Genomic DNA, 26,174 nt, shown 5'->3' with positions numbered 1-26,174 from the left:
GGCCCCGTTCTACCCTGCCCCAAGGGGTGGGGTCGCGCTCGCAGTGACAGCGCGCCTACACTGTGTCGCCAACAGTGCACGCGCTCCTCCTCCTCACCTGCTCACTGCTGGCCGCCGCGCCGAGCCCCCGCTTCCCACAGGGCACCGCGCGGATGGAGCCCGGCCCCGCGCCGCACGGCCTGCCCGACTGGGACGTCCAGCGCTGCGCGGAGTGCCACCCGGCCCAGGTGGAGTCCTGGCGCAACAGCGGCCACGCCAACGCGCGGCTCGACGACGTCTTCCAGGTCGCCCTCACCGAGGACCGGCCCGCCTGGTGCGTGCAGTGCCACGCCCCGCTCGCACGCAACCTGGAGCGAGGCGCCCCTCCCGCCGGCAGCACCACCGAGGAGCACGGAGTCACCTGCGCCGGCTGTCACGCCGCGCGCGGTGACGCAACGGCCACACCGGCAATGCCCTGCGCCGGCTGTCACCAGTTCGGCTTCCCGGTGCTCGACGGCAACGGCCAGCGCGTGCGCCTCTCCTCCACCCAGTGGCAGCAGGACACCGTGGGCGAGTGGACCCGCTGGCGCGAGCAGTCCAGCGACGCGCGTCACTGCACGGACTGCCACATGCCGCGAGGAGACCACGGCCTCGGAGGCACGCGACGCACCGAGTCCCTCAAGGCCGCGCTCGTGGTGGAGCAGACGCGCGGCGCGCTCCGCGTCTCCACGCGCGACGTGGGCCACGCCTTCCCCACGGGCGACGTCATGCGCTGGGTGAGCGTGGAGGTGGCGAGCGAGCCCCTCTTCGAGTCCCCGCGCACGGTGGCCACCTTCGGCCGCCGCCTGGAGGTGCGCGCCTGGCCGGGCGAGCCGCTGCCGCACCTGGGCGCGGTGGCGGACACGCGCCTGCGCCCCGGGGAGACGCGCCGCGTGCCCCTGCCCGAGGGCGCCCGCTACGCCCGCATCGTCTACCACCTCGTGTCCCGAGAGCAGGAGGACTCGGGGCTCTACCCCGCGGGGCTGTCGCGGCTGGTGCTGTGGGCCGCGCCGCTGCAGTCCCGCCACAAGGAGCACGCGCCATGATTCTCCTGTCGCTCATCCTCGCCGCCGCGCCGCCGGTGATGCTCGAACCGGACGCGGGCGGAGCCCACCGCCTGCACCCGCGCCGGGTGACGGCGTCCTCCTTCCTGGAGAACGGCTGGAACAAGCACGCGCAGAACTACCTGCCCCTCTACATCGCGGACGATGACCCCACCACCGCGTGGGTGGAGGGCGCGAAGGGACGCGGCGAGGGAGAGTCCCTCGAATGGTGGGGCCCCGCGCTGACGAAGGCGAAGTCCTTCCGCGTCTTCCTGCGCAACGGCTTCCAGAAGTCCGACAAGCTCTTCCGCGCCAACGCGCGCCCGCGCAAGGTGAAGCTGGAGCCGCTCGTCCAGGGCGAGACGGGCGCGCAGACCACCGGCAAGGCGCTGGAGACGGAACTGAAGGACGTGCAGGGCTGGCAGGAGGTGCGCCTGCCCGTTCCGGCGCAGGTGCAGGGCGTGCGGCTCACGCTCGTATCCACGTACCCGGGCACCGCGTACGACGACACCTGCCTCAGTGATTTGCGCGTCTATGTGGAGGGCGAAGACCCATACAAGCCCGAGGCGGAAGCCGCCGCCTACGAGCAGGTGCGTGCCTTCGCCTACGAGCGCAAGCAGGCCGCCGAGCGCAACGACACGCAGGCGAAGGTGGAGTGGGCGCCGCGCTACAAGGCGGAGAAGCTGCTGACCCTGAAGCGCACCTGGGAGCAGAGGAACCACGACGAGCAGCAGCCGGGCATGGTGGGCGTCCTCAACGGAGTCCGGGAGAAGGACAGCTACCGCGAGGCGCTCGCCCGTGCACGCGAGGTGGCGGCCTTGTTCGACCGCGTGGACCTGCAGCGCGAGGGGACGGGCTCCGAGGCCCGCGCGAAGTGGACGCGCGTGAAGCCCGCGCAACTGCGTCCGCAGAAGGCCGCGGCACGGGCAGCACTCTCCGCCATGGAGGACGACGGCCTCGTGCGCGTCGCGGGGCTGCTGCACCTGGGCGACGCGTCCTTCTTCGAGGCCGACGCCTCGCAGGCGCAGATGCGCGCCAACATCGAGAAGACGAAGAAGAAGGAGGCCCAGGCGCTGGGCGCCTGTGTGAGTCAGTGCGTGCAGTACCGCAAGACGGCCGGCAAACCCGAGGACAGCTACGACTGCGACTGCGAGGGCGAGTGCCTGGGCTGCGAAGAGATGCCGCTGAGCAGCAAGTCCGAGCAACTCACCCACCAGCTCGAGGGCGGAGAGTTCGTCGTCGGCCCCCTCGCGCACCCCACCGCCTTCCTGCGCGGGCTGACGGAGGAGACCGGAAGTCGCGAGTCCTCGCTCGCCTTCCGACAGACGCTCGTCAGCTACGCGGGTGACAAGGCCAGCGTGGTGCTCGTCCGCGGGTTCTGGGAGGAGAACCTGGAGGAGGGCGAGCCCCTGCGCATCCACGTGCTCGAGTGGACGGAGGAGGGAGGCAAGGCGCGGGTGAGCTCGATTACGTCGTTCATCATCGGAGACCTCCTGGTGCGGGTGGTGCGCTACCGCCCGGCCACCAACGCCTGAAGGCGCTCCACGGCCTGCCGCACGGTGAGGATGGTGAAGGGCAGTCCACTGCGGCCGGCCATGGACAGCACGCGCTTGTCCTTGCTCACCAGCCACGCGGCCCCGGCGCGGGCGGCCAGGAGGAGGAACTTCTGGTCGTCCCTGTCACGGCAGCGGGGCAGCTCCGGCGGAGGCGTCCCATCCCCCGCCGGCACCATGCGCGCCAGGGCGCGGTAGCGCTCCAGCGTCACCTGCCTTGCCGCCGCGTCCCATCCGGGCCGGAAGTTGCGCGACGCGAGCACGTAGCCCAGCTCCGCCAGCGTGTCCGCGTCCGCCCAGGCGATGAGCGTTCCCGAGTCGAGGGCCTCGGCGAGCGGGCGTGCGTGCACGTCGTCGAAGGCGAAGAGGTCCAGCACCACGTTGGTGTCGAGGACCACGGGGAGTGAGGGAACGGAAGGAGGCATGAGTGAGCTACGTTTGCCCTGGAGGACATGGGGGCGGAACATGAAACGTGGGCCTCCCACTCAGATTCCTGAACTTGGAGCCTGCCTGGGCCATGGCAACTGCCCCTTCGCATGAAGCTCCGAGCCGTCCCATTCGAGGTCACATCTCGACTTCGAATCACCGGTCCTCGCAGACGTGATGACGAAACTCCCGCTCATTGCATGAGTAGAGGTCCATTCCAGCCTCCCACAGAGAGACTGGGGCAGAGCGTAGCTGGAGTGTCGGCAACGGACACCTGTCGAAGGTCCTCCGGCGCGCGGCGTGTGACAGAGGCTCGCGAGGGCACTCCCACGAGGCCTCGCATCGTGGTAGCCCCTCGGGCGTGAGCGACTCCTTCGACAGACTCGGCCTCTCGCGGGAGACGCTCGGCGCCCTGCGCCGGGCGCGCTTCACCCGCCCCACTCCCATCCAGGAGCAGGCCATTCCTCCGGCCCTCGACGGGAAGGACGTCATCGGCTGCGCGGCCACGGGCACCGGCAAGACGGCCGCGTACGTACTGCCGCTGGTGGAGCGCTTCGCTGGGAAGAAGGGCACGCTCGGGTTGGTGCTCGCGCCCACGCGTGAATTGGTGCTGCAAATCGCGGAGCCGGTGCGCTTCTTCGCGGAGCCGCGCGGCCTCACGCACACGGTGGTCATCGGCGGTGAGGACATGGGGGCGCAGGTGAAGGAGTTGAAGGAGCGCCCCACCTTCGTGCTCGCCACGCCGGGGCGGCTGGTGGACCTGCTGGAAAACGAGGCCGCGGCCTTTCCGCACCTGGAGGCGCTCGTCCTCGACGAGGCGGACCGGATGCTGGACATGGGCTTCCTGCCGCAGTTGGAGCGCATCTTCACCGCCCTGCCCCGCCGCAAGCAGACGCTCCTGTTCTCCGCGACGCTGGGCCCGGACGTGAGCCGCTTCGCGCGCCAGCGCCTCTACAAGCCGGTGCGCGTGGAAGTGACTCGCAGCGGCACCCCCGCCGAGCGCGCGGAGCAGCGGCTCTACTTCGTGCGCGCGGAGGAGAAGACGCCGCTGCTGCTCACGCTGCTCTCGAGGGACGACAAGACAACGCTCGTCTTCGCGCGCGCGAAGGAGCGCGTGGAGAAGGTCCACAAGGCGCTCCAGAAGGCCGGCTACCGCGCGGCCCTGCTGCACGCGGACCGCACACAGAACCAGCGTCGGCAGGCGATGGACGGGTTCCGCGACGGCACGTACCGCGTCCTCGTGGCCACCGACATCGCCGCGCGCGGGCTGGACGTGGAGGACGTGGGGCACGTCATCAACTACGACCTACCGCACGCGCCCGAGGACTACGTGCACCGCATCGGCCGCACCGCGCGCGCCGCCGCGAGCGGCGTGGCGTCCACGTTCGCGATGACCCGCGAGGGCCAGGTCGTCACGAGGATTGAGGGCATCATGCGCGCGGAGATTCCCCGCGTCCCCGTGCCGCGCGAGGACCCCGTGTTCAAGGAACAGTGGGAGCGCTTCCTCGCGGCCCAGCGAGACCCCGGACCGCCGCAAAAGGACGCCGGACAGCCGAAGCGCTCACCCGAGCAGGGCCCGGGGCGCCATGCGCGGACGCACAAGAAGCGCGGCCCCTGATGGGCGCCGGCCCCCGAGTCCCCGTACCGCCACCTCGAATCAGAGGCCGCTCATGACAGCAGCCGCCCCGGCTCCACCGGGCACTCCGGGCGCTCGCCGTCAGGGTCATCTCGCCGGGGGTTCGCGCTTCAGCGGACGCCATGCCCCGACAGGCAGGAGCGGGTTCTCCTCGAAGTGACTGCGTGCCGCGCGGATGAACGCGCTGACGTTGGCGGAGGTGCTCCGGCGTCCGGGATGGATGACGCTCACCGGGAGCGGGGGCGGAGTGGACGCACCGAGGAGAAGGACCAGGCGCCCCGCGAGCACGGCGTCCTTCACCTGGTACGAGAGCGTGCGCGCGATTCCCATTCCCGCCTCGGCGGCCGCGATGGCCGCATCGGCGCTGTTGAGCACGAGGCGGGGCTGGATGCGGACCGCTTGCTCCCGCTCGCCAAACCGCCACTCGTTCGTCGAGTCGAGTCCCTCGAAGGCGATGAGGTCATGGCGGGCGAGCTCGGCGGGAGTCCTGGGTGTCCCACGCTGTTTCACGTACCGCGGACTGGCCACCAGCACGCGCTGGACGGTGCCCAGCTTGAGGGCAATCAGCCCGCTGTCCTTCAACTCTCCCAGGCGGACGGCCACATCGATGCCTTCATCCACGAGGTGCTGGTTCCGGTCCGACAGGTGTAGGCGAACCGACAACTCCCGATGCGCGGCGAGCAGCTTCTGGACGAGTGGCAGGACGTGGAGACGTCCGAAGACGATGGGTGCCGAGAGGTTGAGCTCGCCCCGAGGCTCGGCATCCTCGCCCCGGACGCGGCGCTCAGCTTCGTCGAAGTCCTCCAGCAGCCGCTGACAGTGCTCCAGATAGAGCTGTCCGCGCTCGGTGAGCCGCACGGAGCGGGTGGTCCGGGTGAAGAGCGCCAGGCCCAGGTGCTCCTCGAGCTGGGCGACGGCACGGGTCGCAACCGAGGGAGAGATGCGGAGCTGACGGGCCGCGCCCGTGAAGCTTCCCTGCCTGGCAATGGCAACGAACGTCCGGAGCGTGAAGAGCTGGTCCATGATTATCGCGCAATCAGCAATGAAGACTTGCCGTTCACGCTGATTATTTCACATCGCGATGGTGGCTATTGATGTGGCGTCGGCAATCCCGCCGCGTTGCACCTGAGAAGACCATGTCCCGCATCAACGTTCCGTCCCGCGAAGCCGCTCCCGCCGCCTCCCAGCCCCTGCTCAAGGCCGTGGAGAAGAAGCTGGGGGCCGTGCCGAACCTCTTCCGTCTGATGGCGCTCAGCCCCGCGGCGCTCCAGGGCTTCCTCGGGCTGGACGGCGCGCTGACCCAGGCGCTCGATGTGAAGACGCGCACCCGGATTGCCATCGCCGTTGCCCAGGTGAATGGCTGCGACTACTGCCTGTCGGCCCACGGCTACCTGGCGCTCAACCTGGCGAAGCTCGACGCGGCGGAGATTTCGCTCAACCGGAAGGGCGCTTCGATGGACCCGAAGGCCAACGCCGCGGTGGCGTTCGCCACGTCCATCGCTCGCGCTCGCGGCAAGGTCAGCGACGGCGAGCTCCAGGCGGTGCGCGCCGCGGGGTTCTCGGACGCGCAGCTCGTCGAAATCGTCGCGCTCGTCGCGGAGAACGTCCTGACCAACTTCCTCAACGTGGTCGCCCGGACGGACATCGACTTCCCCGTCATCCGCGCAGCGGAAATGGCGTGAGGCCATGGCCGCGCCGGACCGGATGAAGGTCCGGCGCGCGAGCATCGACGCCGGGGTGCTCGACACTCCGGCCAACCCGCGGCACCTTCGAGATAGGACATGGGTCGATTCGCAAAACTCGCATTCACGCCAGCGGTCAAGGCGATACAGGAGAAGCTCGGGAGCCGCACGGCCTATGCCCGTCTCGAGGGACGGGGTGACGCACCGGACGCGCTCACGCCCGACGAGATGTCGTTTCTCTCGCAGCGAGACAGCTTCTACATGGCAAGCGTTGGCGCCAACGGCTGGCCCTACGTCCAGCACCGCGGTGGACCTCCGGGATTCATCCGGGTGCTGGACAGCCATACGATTGGCTTCGCGGACTACCGAGGGAACAAGCAGTACATCTCCGTTGGCAACGTCAGCGAGAACGACCGCGTCGCGCTCATCTTCATGGACTATCCACGGCGCGCGCGCCTGAAGCTCCTGGCACGCGCATCCGTCATCACGCGCGAGACAGATGCAGCAACGCTCGAGCGCCTGGAGGTTTCCGGGGAAGGCACGAAGGCCGAGCGAGGCTTCGTGCTGCGGGTCGAGGGCTTCGACTGGAATTGCCCACGGCACATCACGCCGCGCTACACGCAGGCCGAGCTCGAGGCCGCGATGCGGCCGCTGTTGAGCGAGCTCGACGCCCTCCGCGAAGAGAATCGGGCGTTGCGCGCTCGGATGCGGACGCCGTGACGGCGCGCGCTAGGCTCCGCGCTCCGTCTCCAGCTCCGCGCGGAAGAACGCGCTGCCCTTCGCGAGCTCCTGCATGTACGGCCGCACGTCCTCGCGGGCCTCGGGGGACAGCTTCGCGAAGGGAATCACGTGCTCATCGGGCACGTAGCGGAACGTCAGGTTGATGCGGCGGGTGCGGAAGTCCGGCAGCTCCGGCGGCATGACGTGGCCGGCTCGCGTGTCCACCCGCTGCACGCGGTGGAACGTCTGGTCCTTCCAGCGCGCACCACCGAAGAGCTGGAGCGCTCCGTCGTCGAGCCACTGCTCCAGCACCACCTCGTCGCGCTCGCCCGGTCGGGTGGAGGTGACGAACTGGATGAGGGCTCGCTCGCCGAAGGACAGCGAAGCCACCGGCCCCGGCTCGAAGTCCTTGTGCTCACCCACGCGCGCGGTGTCCACCCAGCGCCCGTCCTCCAGGCGGCTGCCGTAGAAGTTCACCAGACACGTGTTGAGGTGCCAGCCCTTCGGCATGTCCGGTCCCCGGAACATCCGCCGCGCCAGCTCTTCAATCTTCGTCACCTGCCGCTGGAGCACCGCCGGGAAGGGCTCGGCCTTCACGCAGCGGTTCAGCAGGCCCTTCGGCGGGCGGTAGTAGTCGAGGCACGCGAACTGCCAGTTGCCCAGCCAGTACACCGGCCGCAGCAGCCGCCGCTGCGACTGCCCCGGCGGTGGCGGGAAGTGCTTCGAATAGCGCTCCTCCCACAGCGGGTGGAGCGTGCCCAGCCACGCGATGATCTCCGTCTTGTCCGCGGCGGAGAGGAAGCTCGCGTTGTAGTGGTGGCCGGGGGTGCGCTGGCGGACCTTGTGGCCCAACGAGCGCCCCCGATGGGGAGGGAATGCCATCGGCGCGACTCAGCGCCCGTGCGAGATGCCGACCGAAGCGCCCTCGCCGGCCCCAGAGCCCATGGCGGGCGCGGGCATGGACGCAGGCGCGGACACGGTCGCGGCAGCGGCGGCCTTCACCGCGGGCTCGGAGGCAGGGGCCACGACGGTGACGGTGTTCCCCTCGGACTCGGAGGTCTTCGCCACGGCGGCCTCGGCCGGAGCCACCGTGGACGGGGCGGCCACGGCAACCTTCGCCACCGCTGGCGCGACCACGGCGGGCGCGGAGGACTTCGCCACCACGGGTGTAGCGGTCTTCACGTCGGCGGTCGCAGCGACATTCGCCACGGCGGGCTGAACAGCATTGCCCGCGGCAGGCGCGGCCACGGCAGGCGCAGCCGCCTTCTCGGAGGAAGCAGCCATGGCGGCGGCAGCAGCATCCACACCGGCCGAGCCCGCTCCGGCGGGCACCGCGGCCTTCTCAGCCGAGGCCGCCGTCTTCGCGCAGTCCAGCGCGCCCTGGGCCTTGGAGGCGACCAGCGCGGGAGACGTCACGGCCTCGGGAGGCAGGCGGCGCGGGGGCAGCAGGAACGGCGGCGGCACGGGGCAGTGCGTGCAGGGCCCACGCAGCGGCACGGACAGCCGCTGACCGGCGCGCAGGAAGTTGCTGCGCATCCGGTTCGCCTTCTTGATCATCGCAATCGTCGAGTTGTACTTGAGCGCAATCCCGCCCAGCGTGTCGCCCGAACGAATCTTGTGCGTGGTGACGTTGTACTCGGGCTGGAGCGCCAGCAGCGGCTGCACGCGGCGGCCCAGCTCCTGCGCGCGCGGGTTGTGGAAGCGCACGTGGAAGTGGTCACGGTGCCGGCGCGCGTGGCGGACGACGCCATTCGGTCCGTCATTGAAGAGGGAGTCCAGCCACGCCTTGTCCTCACCGACGGACAGCGCGTAGTTGTAGATGACCTGCCGCACGCGCTTGTCCACCAGCACCATCTGCACGTCGGTCTTCGTAATCAGCGCGCGCAGGAACGCCCAGTTGAGCGGCACGTTGATGTACTTCTCGCGCTCGCGCTCACGGATGGGGTCCACCGTCGGGTAGTAGAAGCCGACGTCCACGTCGCGGCCGTTCTGGTGGCTCTTGTGGGGGCGCAGGTAACCGCCCTCCTTGTTGCTGATGCCGTTGACCCGCAGCGGCGGCGCCTCGGGGAACTTCGCGCGCACCTCGCGGATGGCCGTCGTCAGGTAGTCGATGGTCTCCTCGGTGGCCCACGCCACCTCGGGGGAGACGACAATCCACTCCGGCCCGTTCGGGAAGCGCTTCGAGTTCACCAGCCGGCCGCTCTGCACGAAGCCCACCGCCATGGACCCGAGCGACGCAATCTCGTTCTTCCAGCGGCGCGCCAGGTCCTCGTCGGAGATGTCCGTCGTGTACACCGGCCCCGTCGGCAGCTCGCCCGAGGCCACGGCCTCCGCGGACTCGCCGTCATCACCCGCGTCGCCGTCGGCGACCTCGGCCGCCTCGTCGTCCTCGCCCTCCGCGTCCTCGGCGGACAGCGCACAGCTCCCCTCGGGCGCGGCGGCCGGAGCGGCGGCCACGGGCGCCGGACTCTCGGCGGCGGCAGCCGGTGTCGGAGCCGGAGCCAGCGGCGCCTCGGAGCGCGGCGCATCCGAGACCTCCGGACGCACGGCGGCGAGGGCCGGCGCAGTGCCAGCAGTGGGAGCCACGCGCGCGGCACAGCCGGCGCAAACGAGCAGGAGCCAGATTGGGTAACGCACCGGGGCGAAGGATGACCCGGAATCCATCCGAGCACCAAGTACCTGTCTCGGATTTGTGAACGCCTCCCTGCCCCCGGGGGCGCTCCGCCTCCCTCCACTTCACGGTTTCCGAGGGAGGCCCCGGCTCCACCGCCCTGCCCGGCTGCTGCCCGGCGAGGCGCGGCCGGGCCCGTTGACGCCCGAGCCCCGCCCCGCGTGGAGCCTCACACGGAGCGGGACACGGACGGACTTCAGCCCGCCTTGGGCGCCGAGGCCGGAGGCACCGGCTCCGCGAGGGCGACGTCCAGCGCGAGCTCGATCATCTCGTCGAAGGAGGTCTGCCGCTCCTGTGGGCTGAGCGCCTCGTGCGTCAGCAGGTGGTCGGACACGGTGAGCAGCGCGAGCGCGCGGGCGCCCGTCTCGGCGGCGATGCCGTAGAGCCCGGCAATCTCCATCTCCACCGCGAGCATGCCCATGCGCGCCAGCGTGGCGTTGAGCTGCTCCTGCGGGTGGTAGAAGAGGTCCGACGAGAAGACGGGCCCGGCGCGCACCGGCCGGCCGCGCTTCTCCGCCGCCTCCACCGCGCGCCGCGCCAGCGTGAAGTCCGGCACCGCGGGGTAGTCGTGGTCCATGAAGCGCATCCGGTTCACCTTCGAGTCGGTGCCCGCGCCGGTGGCGACGATGACGTCGCGCAGCTTCACGTCGTGGCGCAGGGCGCCGCAGCTGCCCACGCGGATGAGGACGCGCGCGCCGTACGTCTTGATGAGCTCGGTGGCGTAGATGGAGATGGAGGGGATGCCCATGCCATGCCCCATCACCGACACCTTGCGGCCGCGGTAGGTGCCGGTGAAGCCATACATGTTGCGCACGGAGGTGACTCCGCGGGCCTCTTCGAAGAAGCGCTCGGAGATGTGACGGGCCCGCAGCGGGTCGCCGGGCATCAGCACCACGTCGGCGAAGTCACCGGGTGCGGCGGAGATATGAGGAGTGGCCATGGGCGCGAACCATACCCTACGGCCCGGCCACCCAGGACACGTGGAAGTGGGCGTCCAGCGTGGACTGCGAGTAGCTCGCCGGCAGCGGCGGGAAGGGCGCGGCCTTCTTCACCGCATCTAATGCCGCCGCGTCCCATGCCTTCGAGCCCGACTCGGTGGACACCGTGGCGGACACCAGCTTCCCGTCCCGGCCAATCACCGCCTGCACCACCGTCTTCCTCCCCAGCGCGGGCGTGCCCTTCGGCTGCCGCCACTTGCCGGCCACGCGCGAGTAGGCCTTCTGCTGGTAGGCAGCATCCTTCATCTCGTTCTGGAAGAAGGCCTCCAGTCGAGGACTGCCGGCGGCCATGGCCACGGGAGTCACGGCGAGTGCGAGCAGCGTCACGAGGGCCAGGCGTCGGTTGCGGAACAGGGTGTCCAGGGCAATCCCTCCCATCAGGAGAACTGGCGCGAGGCTAGCGCCTCCCGAGCGGGGTGGCACCCGCCACTACCGCCAGGCCCCGCCCGGGTCGAGAATGGGACATCCGACAGGGAGGGTTGCACGCGATGTATGCCTCTGACACCCCGCTTCCGCCCGGCCCCCGGGGAGAGCCGCTGCTGGGCAGCCTGCGTGCGCTGCGTCGCGCTCCCCTCACCTTCTTCCCCGCCCAGGTGCGCGAGTTCGGGGACGTGGTGCGCCTCCGCGTGGGCCCCTTGTTCGTGACGCTGCTGGCCCACCCGGACCACGTGCGCCACGTGCTCCAGGACAACGCGCGCAACTACAACAAGCAGACGCGCGGCTTCGCGGTGGTGCGTGAGCTCCTTGGCCAGGGGTTGCTCACCAGTGAAGGAGACTTCTGGCTGCGCCAGCGCCGCCTCGCCCAGCCCGCCTTCCACCGCCAGCGGCTCGCCGGCTTCGCGAGCACCATGGTGCGCACGACGGAGGAGCTGGCCCACGCGCTGGAGGCCCGCATCACCAGCGGCCAGCCCTTCGACGTGGCCGAGGACCTCACCCACCTGACGCTGCGCATCGCCGGCCTCACCCTCTTCGGCACCGACGTGGGCGAGGACTCGCGCGCCGTGGGCGACGCGCTGGGCCGCGTGCAGACGTTCGCCAACGAGCGCCTCACGCAGCTCATCCCGCTGCCGCGCGCCCTGCCCCTTCCCTCGCACCGGCGCTTCGAAAAGGACGCGGCCACGCTGGACCGCGTGGTGCGCTCCATCATCGAGCGCCGCCGCCGCGAGGGCGGTGAGCACCATGATTTGTTGCAGATGCTGATGGACGCGCGCGACGAGGACACCGGCGAGCGCATGAGCGACACGCAGCTGCGCGACGAGGTGTTGACGCTGCTGCTCGCCGGACATGAGACGACGGCCAGCACGCTCGCATGGACGGTGATGCTGCTCTCGCAGCACCCCGGCGTGCGCCAGCAACTGGAGGCCGAGCTGTCACGAGAGCTGGCGGGCCGCGTGCCCACGGTGGAGGACCTTCCGAAGCTCGCGCTCACCCGCCGCGTGGTGGACGAGTCGCTGCGCCTCTACCCGCCCGCGTGGATTTTCTCTCGCGCCGCCATCCAGGACGACGTCGTGGGGGGCTATCGCATCCCGAAGGGCTCGTACGTGCTCGTCGTGCCGTGGGTGCTGCACCGCCACCCGAAGCTCTGGGAGAACGCCGACGCGTTCGACCCGGACCGCTTCCTCCCGGAGAAGGAGCGCGAGCGTCCGCGCTTCACCTTCTTCCCCTTCGGCGGCGGGCCGCGCCAGTGCATCGGCAACCAGTTCGCGTTGATGGAGCTGGTGCTCGTGCTGGCCACGCTGCTCCAGCGCGTGCGCCTCGACCTGGCGCCGGGCCATCCCCTGGTGCCGGCGCCCGCAATCACCCTGCGCCCCCGGCCGGGCGTCTGGGTGACGGCCTCGCGGCCTCAGGCCGCCAGCGTCGGGTAGTCCGTGTAGCCGCGCGCGTCGCCGCCGTAGAAGGTGCTTGGGTCCGGCGTGTTGAGCGACGCGCCCTTCAGCAGTCGCTCGGGCAGGTCCGGGTTGGCCAGGTACGAAGTGCCGAAGGACACCAGGTCCGCCAGCTTGTCGTTGAGGACGGCATTGGCGCTCTGGAGCGTGTGGCCGCCATTGGTCATCAACGGCCCGCGGAAGCGCTCGCGGATGAGCGGCAGCATGCGAGGCGTCTCCGGGTCCGGCACCGGCGCCAACACGTGCAGGTACGCCAGCCCCAGCTTGTCGAGCGCGCCCGCCGCGTAGCCGAACGTCTTCGCCGGGTCCGAGTCCGACATGCTGTTGAACGGATTCGTCGGTGACAGCCGCACGCCCGTCCGGTCCGCGCCGATGGCACCCGCGACGGCCTCCGTCACCTCCAACAACAGGCGCGCGCGCTTCTCCACGCTGCCGCCGTACGCGTCCGTGCGGTGGTTGCTGCCATCCCGCAGGAACTGGTCGAGCAGGTAGCCATTCGCGCCGTGCACCTCCACGCCGTCGAAGCCCGCTTCAATCGCCCGGCGCGCACCGTCGGCGAAGCCCTGGATGATGCCCGGAAGCTCACGGAGCTCCAGCGCGCGCGGCGTGACGAAGGACTTGGGGCCTTCCACCGTGTAGAGCGTGCCCTCGGCGGCGATGGCCGACGGTGCCACCGGCAGCGCCCCGCCCGGCTGCATCACCGGATGGGAGATGCGGCCCACGTGCCACATCTGGAGGTAGATGCGCCCGCCCCGCGCGTGCACGGCGTCCGTGACGCGGCGCCAGCCCGCCACCTGCGCGTCGGTGTGGATGCCCGGCGTGTTCGGATAGCCATAACCCTGGAGGGAGAACTGCGTGGCCTCGGTGATGAGGAGACCCGCCGACGCGCGCTGCGCGTAGTACTCCGCCATCAGCGCCGTGGGCACCTGCCCCTCCGCGGCGCGGTTGCGCGTCATGGGGGCCATGACAATGCGGCTGGGGAGCTTCAGGGAACCGACGGTGATGGGCGTGAACAGGGGCTGCTGCGACATGGTGCGCCTCCGAGAAGAATCTCGATGGCGCATCGAAGTAATCAGCCCCATTCAAACAATCAAATGAATGTTTGAATCCCCTCTGGGGCCCGCTCAGTCCACGAGGCCGCGGAAGGTCTCCTCGAGCAACTCGCGGTTGAGGACGCAGAACGCGTGGGGGCCCTCCTTCCGCTTGGAGATGATGCCCGCGCCCTCCAGCACCTTTCCGTGGTGGGACAGCAGCGCCACGCTCACCCCGAGTGCCTGCGCGAGCTCCATGCCGCACATCTCGCCCCCCTTCTTCAGCATCTCCACGATGCGGACACGGCAAGGGTCCGAGAGGGCCTTGAAGACCTTGGCCCGGCGCTCGATGGCGGCCCGGTCGGAGAGCTGGGGAGCGGAAGGTGCCACGAGGCAACCCTAACCAGCGGAGCACCGCCGTCGCAACGAGACGCGGCCCCGCTCCGAGCGAAGTGGAGTACCGGTAGCGCGACGAGAACGCGCCTCGGTTCTGGATGAAGCGCCGCCCCTCACGCCCGCGACACGAGCCACGAGCGGGGCCCCGCGCGTCCGGAAGCACGGCGAGCAGGCATTGGAAGAGGCCAACCCAGCCGGTTGCATCCACCTCCCCCGTTCGGGACATTACCGGCGGGGTAGGGTCCATGCTCGGTTATCAAGCCAACGCACAATGGCGGGACATGAGCGACTTCGTGGTGCACTTCACGAAGCCGGGCGCGCCCTACCATGACTCCTACCAGAACATGATGAGCATCCTCGGCTCGCGGACGCTCATCCCCGGCGCGGAGGGCTTCGGCATCTCCCGCAAGGAGCCCACTGTCGCCGAGAGACACCGCTCGGTGTGCTTCAGCGAGATTCCGTTGGACCAGCTCGCGCGGCTCGTGCAGCGCCGCAGCCTCTACGGCATCGCCTTCAGCAAGAGCTACGTCCTGTCCCAGGGCGGCGGCCCCGTCTGGTACGTGCAATACGGCTCGCCCGCGCACCTCGCGCTGAAGCACCAGGTGCAGCAGGCGCTGACGGCGAAGGAGCCGCAGCGCGAGCCCATCTGGTCCATGACGCCCTTCGTGGACATCCAGGGCGACACCCACAACGCGCCCTACAGCTACCGCTTCGACTGGGAGCGCGAGTGGCGCGTGCCGGGCCTCCTGCGCTTCACCGAGTACGACGTCGCCGCCCTCTTCCTCCCCGAGGAGCTGCACGCCACCGCGCGCGGCTTCTTCGAGTGGGCCGTGAAGGAGAAGGCGGGCCCGGGCTACTTCTGCCCCTGCCTGGACCCGCTGTGGACGTCCGCGCAGATTTCCAACGCCCTGGCGAAGCACGCGGAAGCATCCGCACGCCTCAAGACGGCGTAGCGCGGCTACTCGAAGAGGGACACCTCGGCGAGCATGCTGAGGCTCCTGCCGACGCCGTTGTTCCCATTGGCGTACGACGTCCCGGACAGCCGCACGTAGCGGACCGGCCCCACGTCCTCCAGGGCAGCCTCTCCGAAGAGGCTGCCTCCGTCTCCGTGCCGGTAGAGACCGCCATCGAAGGGACTGTCCCACTGGGTCCGCTCGACGATGTCCTGGCGGTACCTGTCCGTCGTGGGCTCGGTTATCAGCAGCGGGGAGAGCGCCAGGCGCGACCACTGCTCGCCGTCCACGCTGCCCTCGAGGATGAAGTACCCGCCCACCGTGCCCGTCATGCCACGCACCACGGCGTGCCGGAGCCGTGTCGGCTCGGGCAGCGTGAGGGTGAGCCACTGGGCGCTGCGGTTCGACGCGTCGGCGACTCGCACCGGCGCCAGGAGCCCATCCGTCCACGGGCAGCCGCCCTGCGCGGGCACGGGCTCGCAGGACAGGCCCCGGCTGATGGGCCGCAGGGTGCCCGCGGGCAGCGGCAGGGGCGCCGTGCGCCACTCCTGGCGGAACGTCAGGTAGGAGTGCTTGGCCCCCAGCGGGAAGAAGAACCACTCGCCGACGCTCATCGCGCGAAGCTGGAGCTCGGGGCTGGCGAAGTCCTCGAGGATGTACGGGCTCGCCGTCCACGGCGCGGTGGCGCCCCACCAGCGGTACAGCGTCTGGCCTCCGCTCGTGACGCTGAGCACCACCTCGGGGTCCGACGCCGGGCCGGGCAGCACCTCCTGGTCCATGTTGCTGATGTTGGCCACCTCGCCGGTGACGGGGACCTCCGGCGTGGAGGGCGCCGGCGCGAAGGACACGACGGTGCCCCCGGCACCCGGCGTCAGCGTCACGCGCGAGTCCCAGGTCCGCAGGAGCGGCAGCTCCACGTCGTCGTAGAACTCGAAGGACACGAAGGTGCCCGCGCCATCCTCGTCCAGCCGCGACACGCGGTAGCGATAGGGGATGGTGGCGTCGGGATAGGTCGGGTCCGGCGCCTGCACGTCGCCGAAGCGCATCTCCAGGAAGAAGTCCCCGTTGGCGTCGGAGGTGGCCGTCCCGTACGAAGTGAAGACGGGCTTGGGGTACTGCGGCGGCGGGCCGCCACCGTTCGGGCGGTCTTCCACCTTCGCGCGCTCGTAGGACAGCGTCGCGCCCGCGAGCGGTGAGCCGTCGCGCAGCTCGACGCGGCCATAGGCGAAGATGGGGTCGTCCTGCACACGGTCGCACCCGGCGGAGACGAGGACGAGCAGCCCCAGTGTGTGGAATGGATGGCGCATCTCAGTAGCTCCCCTTCAGGCCGAGCAGTGGAACGATGACGGGTATCCCCAGGGATTTGCGCTCCAGATTGCCGGCCTTCCGCGTGTACTCGTAGGCGAACACCTCCGACTGGAGGGAGAGGTTGAGGATGTCCAGCGAGGCCTCCAGGTTGAAGTCGTCGAGGGCCCAGGACTTCGCCGCGCGGAAGTCCACGCGGAAGAAGGGCGCCAGGCGCTCCACCTGGTCCGCGTCCGTGCGCACCCACGCGTAGTAGTTGTCCGCGCCGCGCACCTCGCGCTGGGTGATGGAGGAGATCTCCCCGGACTCGGGCCGGCCGGTGTTGAAGTGCACCACCGTGCCCACCGTCCAGTTGTTGCCGAGCTTGTAGCTGAGCGCCGCGTTGAAGACGTGCGCCTGCTCGAAGGCGAAGGCGAGGTCCGCCTCGGCCATCTCCCGCACGGAGGTGTCGTCGTTGTACCGGGCGAAGCGCTTGTGCCGCTTGCTCTGGAGGAAGCTGTAAGTCACCCAGCCGAACCAGTTGCCGCCCAGCGGGTGGCGCGCCATCAAATCGATGCCGTACGCGTAACCGCTCGCGGCCGGGTCCTCGCGGAGGACTCCCCGGCGCTGCCGGTTCTCAAGCACCTTCTTCACGTCGAACTCCACCGTGCGCCACAGCGGGTTGTAGTAGGCGTCCGCGCTCAGCTCCAATCCCTCGCGCGCCTTCCACTCGGCGCCCACGTCGAGCTGGGCGCCCTCCTGCAGGCCGTAGCGCAGCCCGGACACGTCCATGGCGGGCAGGTGCAGCAGGATGGTGGGCGGCTGGTGGAAGAGTCCCGCGCCTGCCTTGAGCGTGAGCTTCTCCGTGAGCTCGTGGCGCACGGTGAGGCGCGGCTCCACTGCGAGGTGATTGATGCCGGGCACCAGGTGGTACGAGTCCACGCGCGCCCCGGGCAGCACCAGCCACTTCTCCGAGGGCCGCCACGCCACCGACGCGTACGCGCCGGACATCGTCCCCAGCGACGAGGGCTGCTTCAGCGGATGCGCCTCGTCCGTGGGCCTCCAGCCCGGAGGCCGCGCGGAGCCCGTAATCGTGGTGGCCACGCGCCGGTGCTCCACGTCCCCGCCGACCTGCACCTCCAGCGCGTCCGACAGGCGCCGCTTCCAGCCCGCGCGGGCGGAGAAGGTGAGCTGGTCCAGCGCGTACTCGCCGGAGTCGACCTGCGTGAGCCCCTTCCCCGGCTCGAGCTCCAAGGTCCGCTGGCCCACCATCCCCACCTTGTCCACGCCCACGGTGACGCCCAGCTCGCCCTCGCCGCCCGCCACGGGGTGCGTGCCGCGCAGGTCCACGCGATGGAAGCGCGAGACGATGCTGCCGCCCAGCCCGCCCTCGTAGTTCCCCGAGTCCTCGCCGGCATCGTCCGAGCTGCCCAGCGCGAAGAGGCGCAGCCGGCCCTCGCCCACCTCCTGCTCGACGCGGAGCTGGTAGTCCCAGAAGCCGGCGTGGAGGGGGTTCTCCTCGTCCCGGTTGAAGATGGCGTAGGCCACCGGAATCAACAGCCCGGTGTAGCTGTAGCGCCCGGCCACGGTGACGGAGGTGCCCGTCTTCTCGAAGGGGACCTCGACGAAGCCTCCCGCGTTGATGAGGTCCGCGTAGGCGGTGGCGTGCAGCCGGTCCTCACGGGGCCTCGACAGCCGCCCCTCCACCGCGCCGCCCAGCAGGCGCCCGTACTGCACCGGCGGCGAGCCCGGATAGAAGTCGATGGTGTCGATGAAGTCCGGGTGGATGACGGCGGGCCCGAGCAGCAGGTGGTACAGCATGGGGACGCGCACGCCGTCGAGGAAGTAGCCGGTGGCGGCGGGCTGGCCGCCGCGCACCACCGGGTAGCCCAGGCCGGACGCGACGCTGGCCACGCCGGGCATCAGCATGACGACGCGGAACGGGTCGCCCTGCGTGCCGGGCACCTCGCGAATCTCCTGCTCGTGCAGGCTGATGCGGGTGACTTCGGTGCGGGGCCGGTCGTCACGCACCACCGTCTCGTAGGGATTCACCGCGCCGGGCTGCAGCCGGTACACCACCTCGAGGGACTGCCCTGCAATCAACGTCTCCTCGAAGGTGAAGGGCGCGTGCCCCGGCGCTCGGACCAGGAGGCGGTGCGTGCCCGGGGGGACTTCGAGCTCGAAGCGGCCCTGCTCATCCACGAGGGCGGAGGGATCCTGGCTCCCGTCGACGAAGAGCGCGGCATCCTTCAGCGGCCGGCGCGTGCCCCGGGCGCGCACCTCGCCGCGGATGTGGCTCGGGGAGGACGCGAGCTCGGCGGGCGGCTCGAAGCGGTAGCTGAAGTTGATGCGCACGCCGACGGGCTTGCCGGCCATGAGCGCGGGGGTGAAGCGCAGGCCCGGAGCGGCCTTCACCGCGGCCTCGGTGAGGGCCTCGTAGGCAGAGGGCTCCGCCACCTTCACCTCGGTGACGGCGCCGTGCTCGTCCACCAGCAGCACCAGCTTCACCTCGGAGGCGGCGGCCACCAATCCCTCGGGCCACGCGGCGGGGGAGTCCGCGACGAGCTTCGGCGGCTGAAGCCATACCGCTCCGCCGTCGGCATCCAGGCCCAGCCGGGATGCATCATCCGAAGACACGGCCGTGCCGGCATCGGTGGCCTGGACGTCCACCTCCACCGCGCGGGGCTCACTGGTGGCGGCGGGAGGGGCCTGGGCGGCGACGATGCCCGGCAGGGCGGTCAGCGCGAGGAGGAGGAATACGAGTCGTTGGGGGGAATTCATGACCTGAAGGGGGATACGCAGCCATCTCTACCAACTGGCTCGCGCGCCCCCGCCACGACACGCGTAAACGAAACTGTCTACCCCCCGTGCCGGGTGGGATGCCGCCTCCAGGACATGCGGCGGTGGGCGCGCAACCATCCGGGACGCGGAATGGAAGGGCCCTTGACTCTGCACCTTGGTGCAGACCGTAGCCTTGCGAGCATGAACCGGAACGACACCCTCCGAATCACGTCCCGCATCGTCTGGGCCAGCGCCCTCTACGACCTCATCGTCACCCTGCCCTTCGCCACGCCCTTCACGGCCCGCTGGCTCCTCCAGGGCCTGAACCAGCTGCACGTGTGGCTGGGCATGCCCGGGGCCCTCATGCCCACCTTCGAGCCAATGCACCTGTTCTTCGTGAGCCTGATGGGCTCCATCGTCACGCTGTGGGCGCTGCTGCGCCTGGGGCGCCCGGAGCCTCTCTTCGGCGCCGTGGACACGGCGGGGCGCGCCCTCTTCTCCCTGTGGATGGCCTGGGCGCTCTGGAACGGGCAGTCGAGCGTGCTCGCCGTCTTCCTCGTAACGGAGCTGACGTGGTTCTTCGTCCAGGGCGGTGCCATTCTCTGGTGGAGGAACCACCATGAGCCCTCGCGCCTCTCCCCCGCGACCTGACGTCCCCACCTCCTTGCGCATCAGCGACCTGGCCCACGCCGCGGGCGTCGGCATCCCCACCCTGCGCTTCTACGAGCGCAAGAAGCTGCTGCCCCCGCCCCGGCGCACGGAGAGCGGCTACCGCGTCTACGAGCCCCGGCATGTCACGCGCGTGCGCTTCATCCGCCGGGCGCAGGAGCTGGGCTTCTCCCTGCGCGAGGTGAGCGCGCTGCTGGCCGTGTCGGACCGCCGCGTGCCCTCCAACGCCGAGGTGGAGCGCTTCGCGGCGGAGAAGCTCCAGGCCATCGAAGAGCGGGTGAAGGACCTCCAGCGCATGAAGCGCGCCATCCTCAAGCTGATGGCGGAGGGCTTCTGCGGCACCGAGGCGGAGTGCCCCGTCATCGCCTCGCTCGGCGACATCCCGTCCGCGAGCCGTCCGGCCCGGCGCGCGAGGAACTGACCGTGTACGGGCGCCTGCCCATCACCGCCCTGCGCGCCTTCGAGGCCGTGGCCCGGCGCGGCTCGCCCACGCACGCGGCCTCCGAGTTGTTCGTCACGCCCGGCGCGGTGACGCGCCAGTTGCGCAACCTGGAGCAGGAACTGGGCGTCACCCTCTTCGACCGCCTCCCCGGAGGGCTGCGGCTGACTCCGGCGGGAGCGGCGCTGGCCACGCGGCTCACCGTCCAGTTCCAGGCCATGTCCGAGGCCGTGGCCGCCGCCCAGGGCGCGCCCCGCCACGTGCTGCGCGTGGGCATGCCCCGCACCTTCGCCTCCGCCGTCGTCGCGCCGAAGCTGGGCGCCTTCCTCGCGAAGCACCCGGACGTGGAGCTGCACCTGGACGGCAACCAGGCGGACAGCCCCACCGGGGGCACGGTGCAGGTGGTGGTCCGCTACGGCCTGCCGGAGAAGATGCCGGGCACGAAGCTGACGCTGCTGCCCGCGGCGAAGCTGTTCCCCGTGGCCGCGCCCGCCCTCGCCGACCGGCTCGAGGGCACGCCTCCCGAGCAATGGCTGAAGGAAGTGCACCTGGCCTTCCAGCCCGCGGACTTCTGGGGCCCGTGGTACGCGGAGATGGGCGTGGAGAACGCGCGCCCGGCGCGGGTGGTGTACTTCGCCGACAACAACATGCTCTATCAGGCGGCCCAGGCCGGCGCGGGCATCGCGATGGGCCACTCGCTCGCGAGCAGGCCCGCCCTGGCGCAGGGGCTGCTGAAGCCGTTCGGCAAGGCCATGGCGGACTCGCGCCGCTACTACGTGCTCCACGCGGAGGACGCGCCGGTGGGCTCGCCCGCGGTGGCCTTCGCCGCGTGGGTGGCCAGCCTCCGGTAGCGGTGAATTCGTTTCCGTGCCGCGCGGAGCACACGTCATTTGAAACGGGCACGCCCCGTCCGTAGGGTGTCGCATCGAAGCACCCCACCTCGCGGCAGGCTTCGCCATGGACCTCACCCTCTGGGCCACCTTCGCAGTGACGATGTTCGTCCTCTCCATCACCCCGGGACCGGCCGTGTTGCTGGTCATCTCGCAGGCGATGTCGCGCGGCTTCCGCGCGGGAATGGGCGCGGCACTCGGGGTGCAAGCGGGCAATGCGGTCTACTTCTTCATCTCCGCCGCGGGCCTGGGCGCCGCCCTGGCCACCTCGCCCATCGCCTTCAACGTCATCCGCTACGCGGGCGCGACGTACCTCGTCTACCTCGGCGTCCGCACCATCCTCAGCGCCCGGTCGAGCCTGTCGCTGGAGCAGCGGCCGAAGCCCGCGCTGTGGAACAGCGGCTTCGCGCAGGGCTTCGTGAAGCAGTTGGCCAACCCCAAGTCCATCCTGTCCTTCGGCTCGCTGCTGCCGCAGTTCATCCACCCGCAGAAGGACGCCGTCACGCAGTTCGCCGTGTATGGCCTCACCTGCGTCGTGGTGGAGGTGCCGGTGCTGGCCGTCTACGCGTGGCTCGGCGTCGCGGGAGGCAAGATGTCCAGCTCCGCGACGGCCATCGTCTGGCGCGAGCGGCTGGCCGGCGTCGCCCTGGTGTCCGTGGGCGCCGTGCTGGCCACGATGCACGGCGTCGCCTGACCTGCCCGCCCGCCTGCTCCTCCCGTCCGAGGGAGGACAGTCGGCAGGCCCGGCTGACTCCCCGCGCCGTCACCGGATGGTTACTCCTCTGGCCCTGAAGGCGTGACGGGCGAGGGGGAGGACTCAGGTGGCGGGGAAACGCTTTGCGAGCGTCTTGCTGGCATGTGTCGTCACATGCCTGACGGTGGCCTGCGGAGGCTCCAGCGCGGGGAGCAGCGGAACGAACGGGCCCGGACCGGTGGATGAGTCCCCGGGTCCGCGGCCCACTCCGGAAACGGGCCAGCCTGATGCCGGCAACCCGCCTCCGGTGGACACCGACAGCGGGACGCCGGACGCGGGCACATCGCCCGAGGAGACGGACGCCGGTACACCGGACGCGGGCAATTCGGACGCGGGCACTCCGCCGCCGAAGCCCACCGTGTGCGCGCCCGCCGCGGGTGACGCGCGCTGGGTGCAAGAAGGCGAGACGGTGACGGCCACGGTGACGTGCGGCACCGGCCATACGGGCGCGGACGTGCGCTTCACCGTGGACAACCTCCCGCAGGGCGCGAGCTTCGACGAGGCCACCGCCACGCTGCGCTGGACGCCCACCCGGGCCCAGTCGGCGGTGTGGAACCTGGTGCTGCGCGAGAAGAGCACCGGAGAGACGGGCACGCTGAAGGTGGGCGTGGCGCCCAACATCGTCGCCTCGGACAAGGTGACGTTCGCGGACCCGACGACGTACACCGAGGAGTACGGCCTGCCGGTGTTCCACCTGTCCTTCGAGGGCGGCCTCACCTCCGGCGGCTATCGGCCCGCGCAAATCGTCTACCGGGGCCGGCGCCATGAGATTGAAGCGCAGTACCGCGGGGCCACCTCCAGTGTGTTCCCCAAGCGCAGCCTCACCTTCAAGTTCAAGGACGAGGACCTCTTCAGCGAGCCCGTCTTCGGCGACGGCTTCAAGGACCGGAAGCGCGTGGTGCTCATCACCACGTTCAATGACAACTCGTACGTGCGCGCGCGCCTGGCCTTCGACATGTGGAACCGGATGGCCCCGGAGCACGTGAAGATTCACACCTTCAGCGCGGTGCTCTACATGAACGGCCGGTTCATGGGCATCTACACGGTGGCGGACCACGTGGACAAACGGCTGATGGCCGCGCACGGCATCTCCAAGGACGCGGACCTCTTCAAGGCCGTGGACAACAACGCCAACTTCTCCCGGCTGGACCACGACGGTGCGCCCAAGTCGAAGCTGAGCCTGGGCTACGAGAAGAAGGAGGGCACGCCCCAGGAGGGCTGGCCCGGCGACTTCGACACGCTGAACGCCCTCACCGCCTTCGTCGCGGACTCGGACGCCGCCACCTTCCGCGCGGGCTTCCCGCAGCGGGCGAAGGCGAGTGACTACGAGGACTGGTGGATCTTCAACACGCTCATCCTCGGCACGGACTCGCAGGGGAAGAACGCGTACCACGCCCATGACCCGGCGGCTGGAGGCCCGTGGCGCTTCATCCCGTGGGACCTGGACGCGAGCCTGGGGCAGAACTTCGACACCACCCGCTCGCCGCCCACCGCGCGGCCCACCTTCGCGGAGGACAACCTGCTCTTCAAACGGATGCTGGCGGAGCCGTCCATCGCCGGGCCCATGCGCGAGCGCTACCGGAAGCTGCTGCGTGACGAGCTGAAGCTGGAGACGGTGCTCGGCCTCATCGACGGCTACGTGAAGGAGACGGCACCCGCCGCGCGGCGCGACTGGGCCAGGTGGGGAGCGCAGTACAAGAGCTTCGCGCCTCCCCCGCCGGAGCTGCCGGAGAAGGGCTACGGCAACTTCCCCAACTGGCACGCCCGCACGGACTTCAACGAGTACGAGGGTGAGCTGGAGTACGTGCGCCAGTGGGTGAAGACGCGCTGGCCGGCACTGCAGCAGCAACTGCCGTAGGCGGAAGATGGCGCCAGGCCCTCACGCCTTCCCGGCGACGAGGGCCTTCACGCGCTCCACGACGGGAGGCAGCACCTCGCCGATGCCCGCGTCGATGCGCAGGTCCGCTACGTCGTCGAACGGTGTCTCGCCCCGGTTGAGGAGGATGAGCTTCGCCCCGGCCTCCACGGCCATGCGAGGCATGTCATTGGCCGGAGACACCACCAGCGACGAGCCGATGGCGAAGAACACGTCGCACTCCGCGGAGTGCGTGAAGGCCGCCTCCAGCTCCTTCGCCGGCAGCGGGTCCCCGAAGTTCACCACCGAGGAGACGATGCGCCCCTTGCACAGCGGACAGCGCGGCTGTCCCTTGAGCGGGCGCTGACTGCGGTAACCCTCGCCCCATACGCGGCGGTCCCACCCCACCTGCCCGAAGGTGAAGCGCGCCTCACATCCCAGGCAGCGCATCAGCTTCCCGTTGCCGTGCAGCTCCGCGAGCCGCTCGGGCGGGAAGCCCGACTCCAGGTGCAGGTTGTCCACGTTCTGCGAGATGAGGAACGCGAGCCGCCCCAGCCGCTCCAATTCCACGAGCGCCAGATGCGAGGCATTGGGGCGGACCCGAGACGGCTCCACGCCCCACTTCGGCGGAGGCAGCCCCGCGTCCCGCCGCGTCCACACACCATCCGGCCCCCGGAAGTCCGGCATGCCCGAGTCCGTGCTGATGCCGGCGCCGGTGAAGGCCACCGCGTGCTGGCTGGCGGCGAGCCACTCGGCCGCCTGCTCTATCTGTCCTCGAAGCTCGGCTCTCACGGTGGGCGCCCTGCGCAGACAACGCGCCGCACCGTGCGAGCCATCCTGACGCCGGAGGGCGTCCTAGAACTGCGCCCAGCCCGGCACGCGCGGGTAGGGAATCGCGTCGCGGATGTTCTGCAGGCCGCACATGTAGACGATGAGCCGCTCGAAGCCGAGCCCGAAGCCCGCGTGCGGCACCGTGCCGTAGCGGCGCAGGTCGCGGTACCACTGGTAGTGCTCGGGCTGGAGGCCGAACCTCTTCATGCGCGCGTCGAGCACGTCCAGGCGCTCCTCGCGCTGGCTGCCGCCGATGATTTCGCCGATGCCGGGGGCCAGCACGTCCATGGCGGCCACCGTCTTCTCGTCCTCGTTGATGCGCATGTAGAAGGCCTTGATGGCCTCCGGGTAGTTCATCACCACCACCGGCCGGCCCACGTGCTCCTCGGAGAGGTAGCGCTCGTGCTCCGTCTGGAGGTCCTTGCCCCACTCCGGCGCGTACTCGAACTTCTTCTTCGCCTTCTTGAGAATCTCGATGGCGTCCGTGTAGTTGATGCGCTCGAAGCTGGAGTTGATGAACTTCTCCAGGCGCTCGATGACGCCCTTCTGCACGCGCTCCTCGAAGAACTTCAAATCCGGCCCGCAGTCGGCGAGCACCGCCTTGAAGACGGACTTGAGGAAGCGCTCGGCCAGGTCCGCGTCCGCGTTGAGGTCCGCGAAGGCGATTTCCGGCTCAATCATCCAGAACTCGGCCAGGTGGCGCGTGGTGTTGGAGTTCTCCGCCCGGAAGGTGGGGCCGAAGGTGTAGACCTTCGACATGGCGAGGCAGTACGCCTCCACGTTGAGCTGGCCGGAAACGGTGAGGTAGGCCTCCTTGCCGAAGAAGTCCTTGTGCCAGTCAATCTTGCCTTCCGGCGTGCGGGGCGGGTTCACCGTGTCCAGCGTGGAGACGCGGAACATCTGTCCGGCGCCCTCCGCGTCGCTGGCGGTGATGATGGGCGTGTTGACCCAGAAGAAGCCCTCCTCGTCGAAGAAGCGGTGGATGGCCGCGGCCGCGCGGTGGCGCACGCGAGTAATCGCGCCGAAGGTGTTGGTGCGCACGCGCAGGTGGGCCACCTCGCGCAGGAACTCCAGCGTGTGCTGCTTGGGCTGGATGGGGTAGGTGTCCGGGTCATCCACGAAGCCCAGCACCTGGACCTCGTCGGCCTGGATTTCGAAGGCCTGCCCCTTGCCCTGGGACTTCACCAGCGTGCCCCGCGCGACGACGGAGCAGCCCGCGGTGAGGTGCAGGACCTCCTTCTCATAGTTGGGCAGCGTGGCCGGGGCGACGACCTGGATGGGGTCGAAGGTGGAACCGTCGCTGACGTTGACGAAGCTGATGCCCGCCTTCGAGTCGCGCCGCGTGCGCACCCAGCCGCGGACCTCCACCTTCGCGCCCTCTTCCAGTGCGCCCGCGAGGACCTTCTTCACACTGACGACCTGCATTGACGCTCTCCCTTGAACCGTTCAGGGGGCCGAGTTAGCCGCGCGCCGGGCCGGAGGACAAGGGCGGCGTGTGCCCCCGGGGGCGTCGAAACCCCGGCCGACAGGCCCTCCACCGGGCTCGACCCGGCGCGTCCAGGCGCCCCACCAGGGGCCGGAAGCCGGGGGGCCCTGACCTCCCCCACCCCCACCCCACCCGGCGGCGCACCCCGGGGCGTCCAGGGGCCCTGCCGGGT

Annotated in this window: 24 protein-coding genes; 12 read left to right on the top strand and 12 right to left on the bottom strand. The window is 70.2% G+C overall.

From position 1 onward, the window contains the following. Positions 1–74: 74 nt before the first annotated feature. Both ACVTJA_RS15130 and ACVTJA_RS15125 read left to right on the top strand, forming a co-directional pair. The gene (locus tag ACVTJA_RS15130) at positions 75–1,064 is read left to right on the top strand and encodes a multiheme c-type cytochrome (RefSeq protein ID WP_465837077.1); all 990 of its coding nucleotides are present in this window, start codon (positions 75–77) and stop codon (positions 1,062–1,064) included. Then, positions 1,061–2,596, top strand: a complete 1,536-nt coding sequence (locus ACVTJA_RS15125; RefSeq protein WP_465837076.1) for an NADase-type glycan-binding domain-containing protein — start codon at positions 1,061–1,063, stop codon at positions 2,594–2,596. Before ACVTJA_RS15130 ends, ACVTJA_RS15125 begins: the two co-directional genes overlap by 4 nt. Here the strand turns inward: ACVTJA_RS15125 and ACVTJA_RS15120 are convergent. After that, entirely contained in the window at positions 2,572–3,039 is a 468-nt protein-coding gene (locus ACVTJA_RS15120) for a putative toxin-antitoxin system toxin component, PIN family (RefSeq protein ID WP_465837075.1), read from the bottom strand. The genes ACVTJA_RS15125 and ACVTJA_RS15120 overlap by 25 nt on opposite strands. 362 nt (positions 3,040–3,401) lie before the next feature. Here ACVTJA_RS15120 and ACVTJA_RS15115 point away from each other — a divergent pair, with 362 nt between their 5' ends. Further along, positions 3,402–4,658 (top strand): DEAD/DEAH box helicase, encoded by a 1,257-nt coding sequence (locus tag ACVTJA_RS15115; protein WP_465837074.1) that lies wholly within the window; start codon positions 3,402–3,404, stop codon positions 4,656–4,658. A gap of 105 nt (positions 4,659–4,763) precedes the next feature. On the opposite strand, the gene ACVTJA_RS15110 is transcribed toward ACVTJA_RS15115, so the two are convergent. Further along, positions 4,764–5,699, bottom strand: a complete 936-nt coding sequence (locus ACVTJA_RS15110; protein WP_465837073.1) for a LysR family transcriptional regulator — start codon at positions 5,697–5,699, stop codon at positions 4,764–4,766. Positions 5,700–5,812: 113 nt separating this feature from the next. Here ACVTJA_RS15110 and ACVTJA_RS15105 point away from each other — a divergent pair, with 113 nt between their 5' ends. Beyond that, positions 5,813–6,358 (top strand): carboxymuconolactone decarboxylase family protein, encoded by a 546-nt coding sequence (locus ACVTJA_RS15105; RefSeq protein WP_465837072.1) that lies wholly within the window; start codon positions 5,813–5,815, stop codon positions 6,356–6,358. A gap of 99 nt (positions 6,359–6,457) precedes the next feature. Continuing rightward, positions 6,458–7,078 carry a pyridoxamine 5'-phosphate oxidase family protein gene (locus ACVTJA_RS15100; protein WP_465837071.1) on the top strand — a complete coding sequence of 207 codons (621 nt, stop codon included), beginning with the start codon at positions 6,458–6,460 and terminating at the stop codon, positions 7,076–7,078. Between the two features lie 9 nt (positions 7,079–7,087). Here the strand turns inward: ACVTJA_RS15100 and ACVTJA_RS15095 are convergent, their stop codons facing one another. From ACVTJA_RS15095 to ACVTJA_RS15080, 4 genes are all read right to left on the bottom strand, one after another. Further along, positions 7,088–7,960 (bottom strand): alpha-ketoglutarate-dependent dioxygenase AlkB, encoded by an 873-nt coding sequence (locus ACVTJA_RS15095; RefSeq protein WP_465837070.1) that lies wholly within the window; start codon positions 7,958–7,960, stop codon positions 7,088–7,090. Between the two features lie 9 nt (positions 7,961–7,969). Next, positions 7,970–9,664 carry a LysM peptidoglycan-binding domain-containing protein gene (locus tag ACVTJA_RS15090; protein ID WP_465837069.1) on the bottom strand — a complete coding sequence of 565 codons (1,695 nt, stop codon included), beginning with the start codon at positions 9,662–9,664 and terminating at the stop codon, positions 7,970–7,972. Between the two features lie 281 nt (positions 9,665–9,945). Beyond that, entirely contained in the window at positions 9,946–10,689 is a 744-nt protein-coding gene (deoD, locus tag ACVTJA_RS15085) for a purine-nucleoside phosphorylase (protein WP_465837068.1), read from the bottom strand. A gap of 16 nt (positions 10,690–10,705) precedes the next feature. Continuing rightward, positions 10,706–11,125 (bottom strand): energy transducer TonB, encoded by a 420-nt coding sequence (locus ACVTJA_RS15080; protein ID WP_465837067.1) that lies wholly within the window; start codon positions 11,123–11,125, stop codon positions 10,706–10,708. A gap of 110 nt (positions 11,126–11,235) precedes the next feature. Here ACVTJA_RS15080 and ACVTJA_RS15075 point away from each other — a divergent pair, with 110 nt between their 5' ends. Then, entirely contained in the window at positions 11,236–12,612 is a 1,377-nt protein-coding gene (locus ACVTJA_RS15075) for a cytochrome P450 (RefSeq protein ID WP_465837066.1), read from the top strand. Here the strand turns inward: ACVTJA_RS15075 and ACVTJA_RS15070 are convergent. Beyond that, a complete protein-coding gene (locus ACVTJA_RS15070) occupies positions 12,591–13,664 on the bottom strand; it encodes an alkene reductase (RefSeq protein ID WP_465837065.1) in 1,074 nt (357 codons plus the stop codon). The two genes, ACVTJA_RS15075 and ACVTJA_RS15070, sit on opposite strands and share 22 nt — an antisense overlap. A gap of 93 nt (positions 13,665–13,757) precedes the next feature. Further along, on the bottom strand, positions 13,758–14,054 hold the full coding sequence (locus ACVTJA_RS15065) for an ArsR/SmtB family transcription factor (RefSeq protein WP_465837064.1): 297 nt from the start codon (positions 14,052–14,054) through the stop codon (positions 13,758–13,760). A 287-nt stretch (positions 14,055–14,341) separates the two neighbouring features. On the opposite strand from ACVTJA_RS15065, the gene ACVTJA_RS15060 reads away from it, so the two are divergent. Continuing rightward, complete coding sequence (locus ACVTJA_RS15060; protein ID WP_465837063.1) at positions 14,342–15,013, top strand: abortive infection system antitoxin AbiGi family protein; 672 nt, start codon at positions 14,342–14,344, stop codon at positions 15,011–15,013. 5 nt (positions 15,014–15,018) lie between these two features. Here the strand turns inward: ACVTJA_RS15060 and ACVTJA_RS15055 are convergent, their stop codons facing one another. Beyond that, positions 15,019–16,320: a hypothetical protein gene (locus tag ACVTJA_RS15055; protein ID WP_465837062.1), complete on the bottom strand. Its 1,302-nt coding sequence runs from the start codon at positions 16,318–16,320 to the stop codon at positions 15,019–15,021. Between the two features lies 1 nt (position 16,321). Next, entirely contained in the window at positions 16,322–19,078 is a 2,757-nt protein-coding gene (locus ACVTJA_RS15050) for a TonB-dependent receptor domain-containing protein (RefSeq protein WP_465837061.1), read from the bottom strand. Between the two features lie 201 nt (positions 19,079–19,279). On the opposite strand from ACVTJA_RS15050, the gene ACVTJA_RS15045 reads away from it, so the two are divergent. The 5 genes from ACVTJA_RS15045 to ACVTJA_RS15025 all read left to right on the top strand — a co-directional run bounded on the left by ACVTJA_RS15045 (position 19,280) and on the right by ACVTJA_RS15025 (position 23,688). Continuing rightward, a complete protein-coding gene (locus ACVTJA_RS15045) occupies positions 19,280–19,729 on the top strand; it encodes a hypothetical protein (protein ID WP_465837060.1) in 450 nt (149 codons plus the stop codon). Further along, positions 19,698–20,168 (top strand): heavy metal-responsive transcriptional regulator, encoded by a 471-nt coding sequence (locus tag ACVTJA_RS15040; protein ID WP_465837059.1) that lies wholly within the window; start codon positions 19,698–19,700, stop codon positions 20,166–20,168. The genes ACVTJA_RS15045 and ACVTJA_RS15040 overlap by 32 nt, the downstream gene beginning before the upstream one ends. A 2-nt stretch (positions 20,169–20,170) precedes the next feature. Next, positions 20,171–21,037: a LysR substrate-binding domain-containing protein gene (locus ACVTJA_RS15035; RefSeq protein WP_465837058.1), complete on the top strand. Its 867-nt coding sequence runs from the start codon at positions 20,171–20,173 to the stop codon at positions 21,035–21,037. Positions 21,038–21,143: 106 nt separating this feature from the next. Beyond that, entirely contained in the window at positions 21,144–21,770 is a 627-nt protein-coding gene (locus ACVTJA_RS15030) for a LysE family translocator (protein WP_465837057.1), read from the top strand. Between the two features lie 127 nt (positions 21,771–21,897). Beyond that, a complete protein-coding gene (locus ACVTJA_RS15025) occupies positions 21,898–23,688 on the top strand; it encodes a CotH kinase family protein (RefSeq protein ID WP_465837056.1) in 1,791 nt (596 codons plus the stop codon). 21 nt (positions 23,689–23,709) lie between these two features. Here ACVTJA_RS15025 and ACVTJA_RS15020 read toward each other — a convergent pair whose 3' ends face one another. Together ACVTJA_RS15020 and asnS are read right to left on the bottom strand one after the other, a co-directional pair. Continuing rightward, positions 23,710–24,477, bottom strand: a complete 768-nt coding sequence (locus ACVTJA_RS15020; RefSeq protein ID WP_465837055.1) for an SIR2 family NAD-dependent protein deacylase — start codon at positions 24,475–24,477, stop codon at positions 23,710–23,712. Between the two features lie 63 nt (positions 24,478–24,540). Further along, positions 24,541–25,941, bottom strand: coding sequence for an asparagine--tRNA ligase (gene asnS / locus ACVTJA_RS15015; RefSeq protein ID WP_465837054.1), 1,401 nt, complete (start codon positions 25,939–25,941; stop codon positions 24,541–24,543). Positions 25,942–26,174: the final 233 nt, after the last annotated feature.

This window comes from Pyxidicoccus sp. M6, from assembly GCF_055568925.1.
The sequence above is the reverse complement of the archived record's forward strand: the minus strand, read 5'-3'. Positions and strand labels throughout refer to the sequence as shown.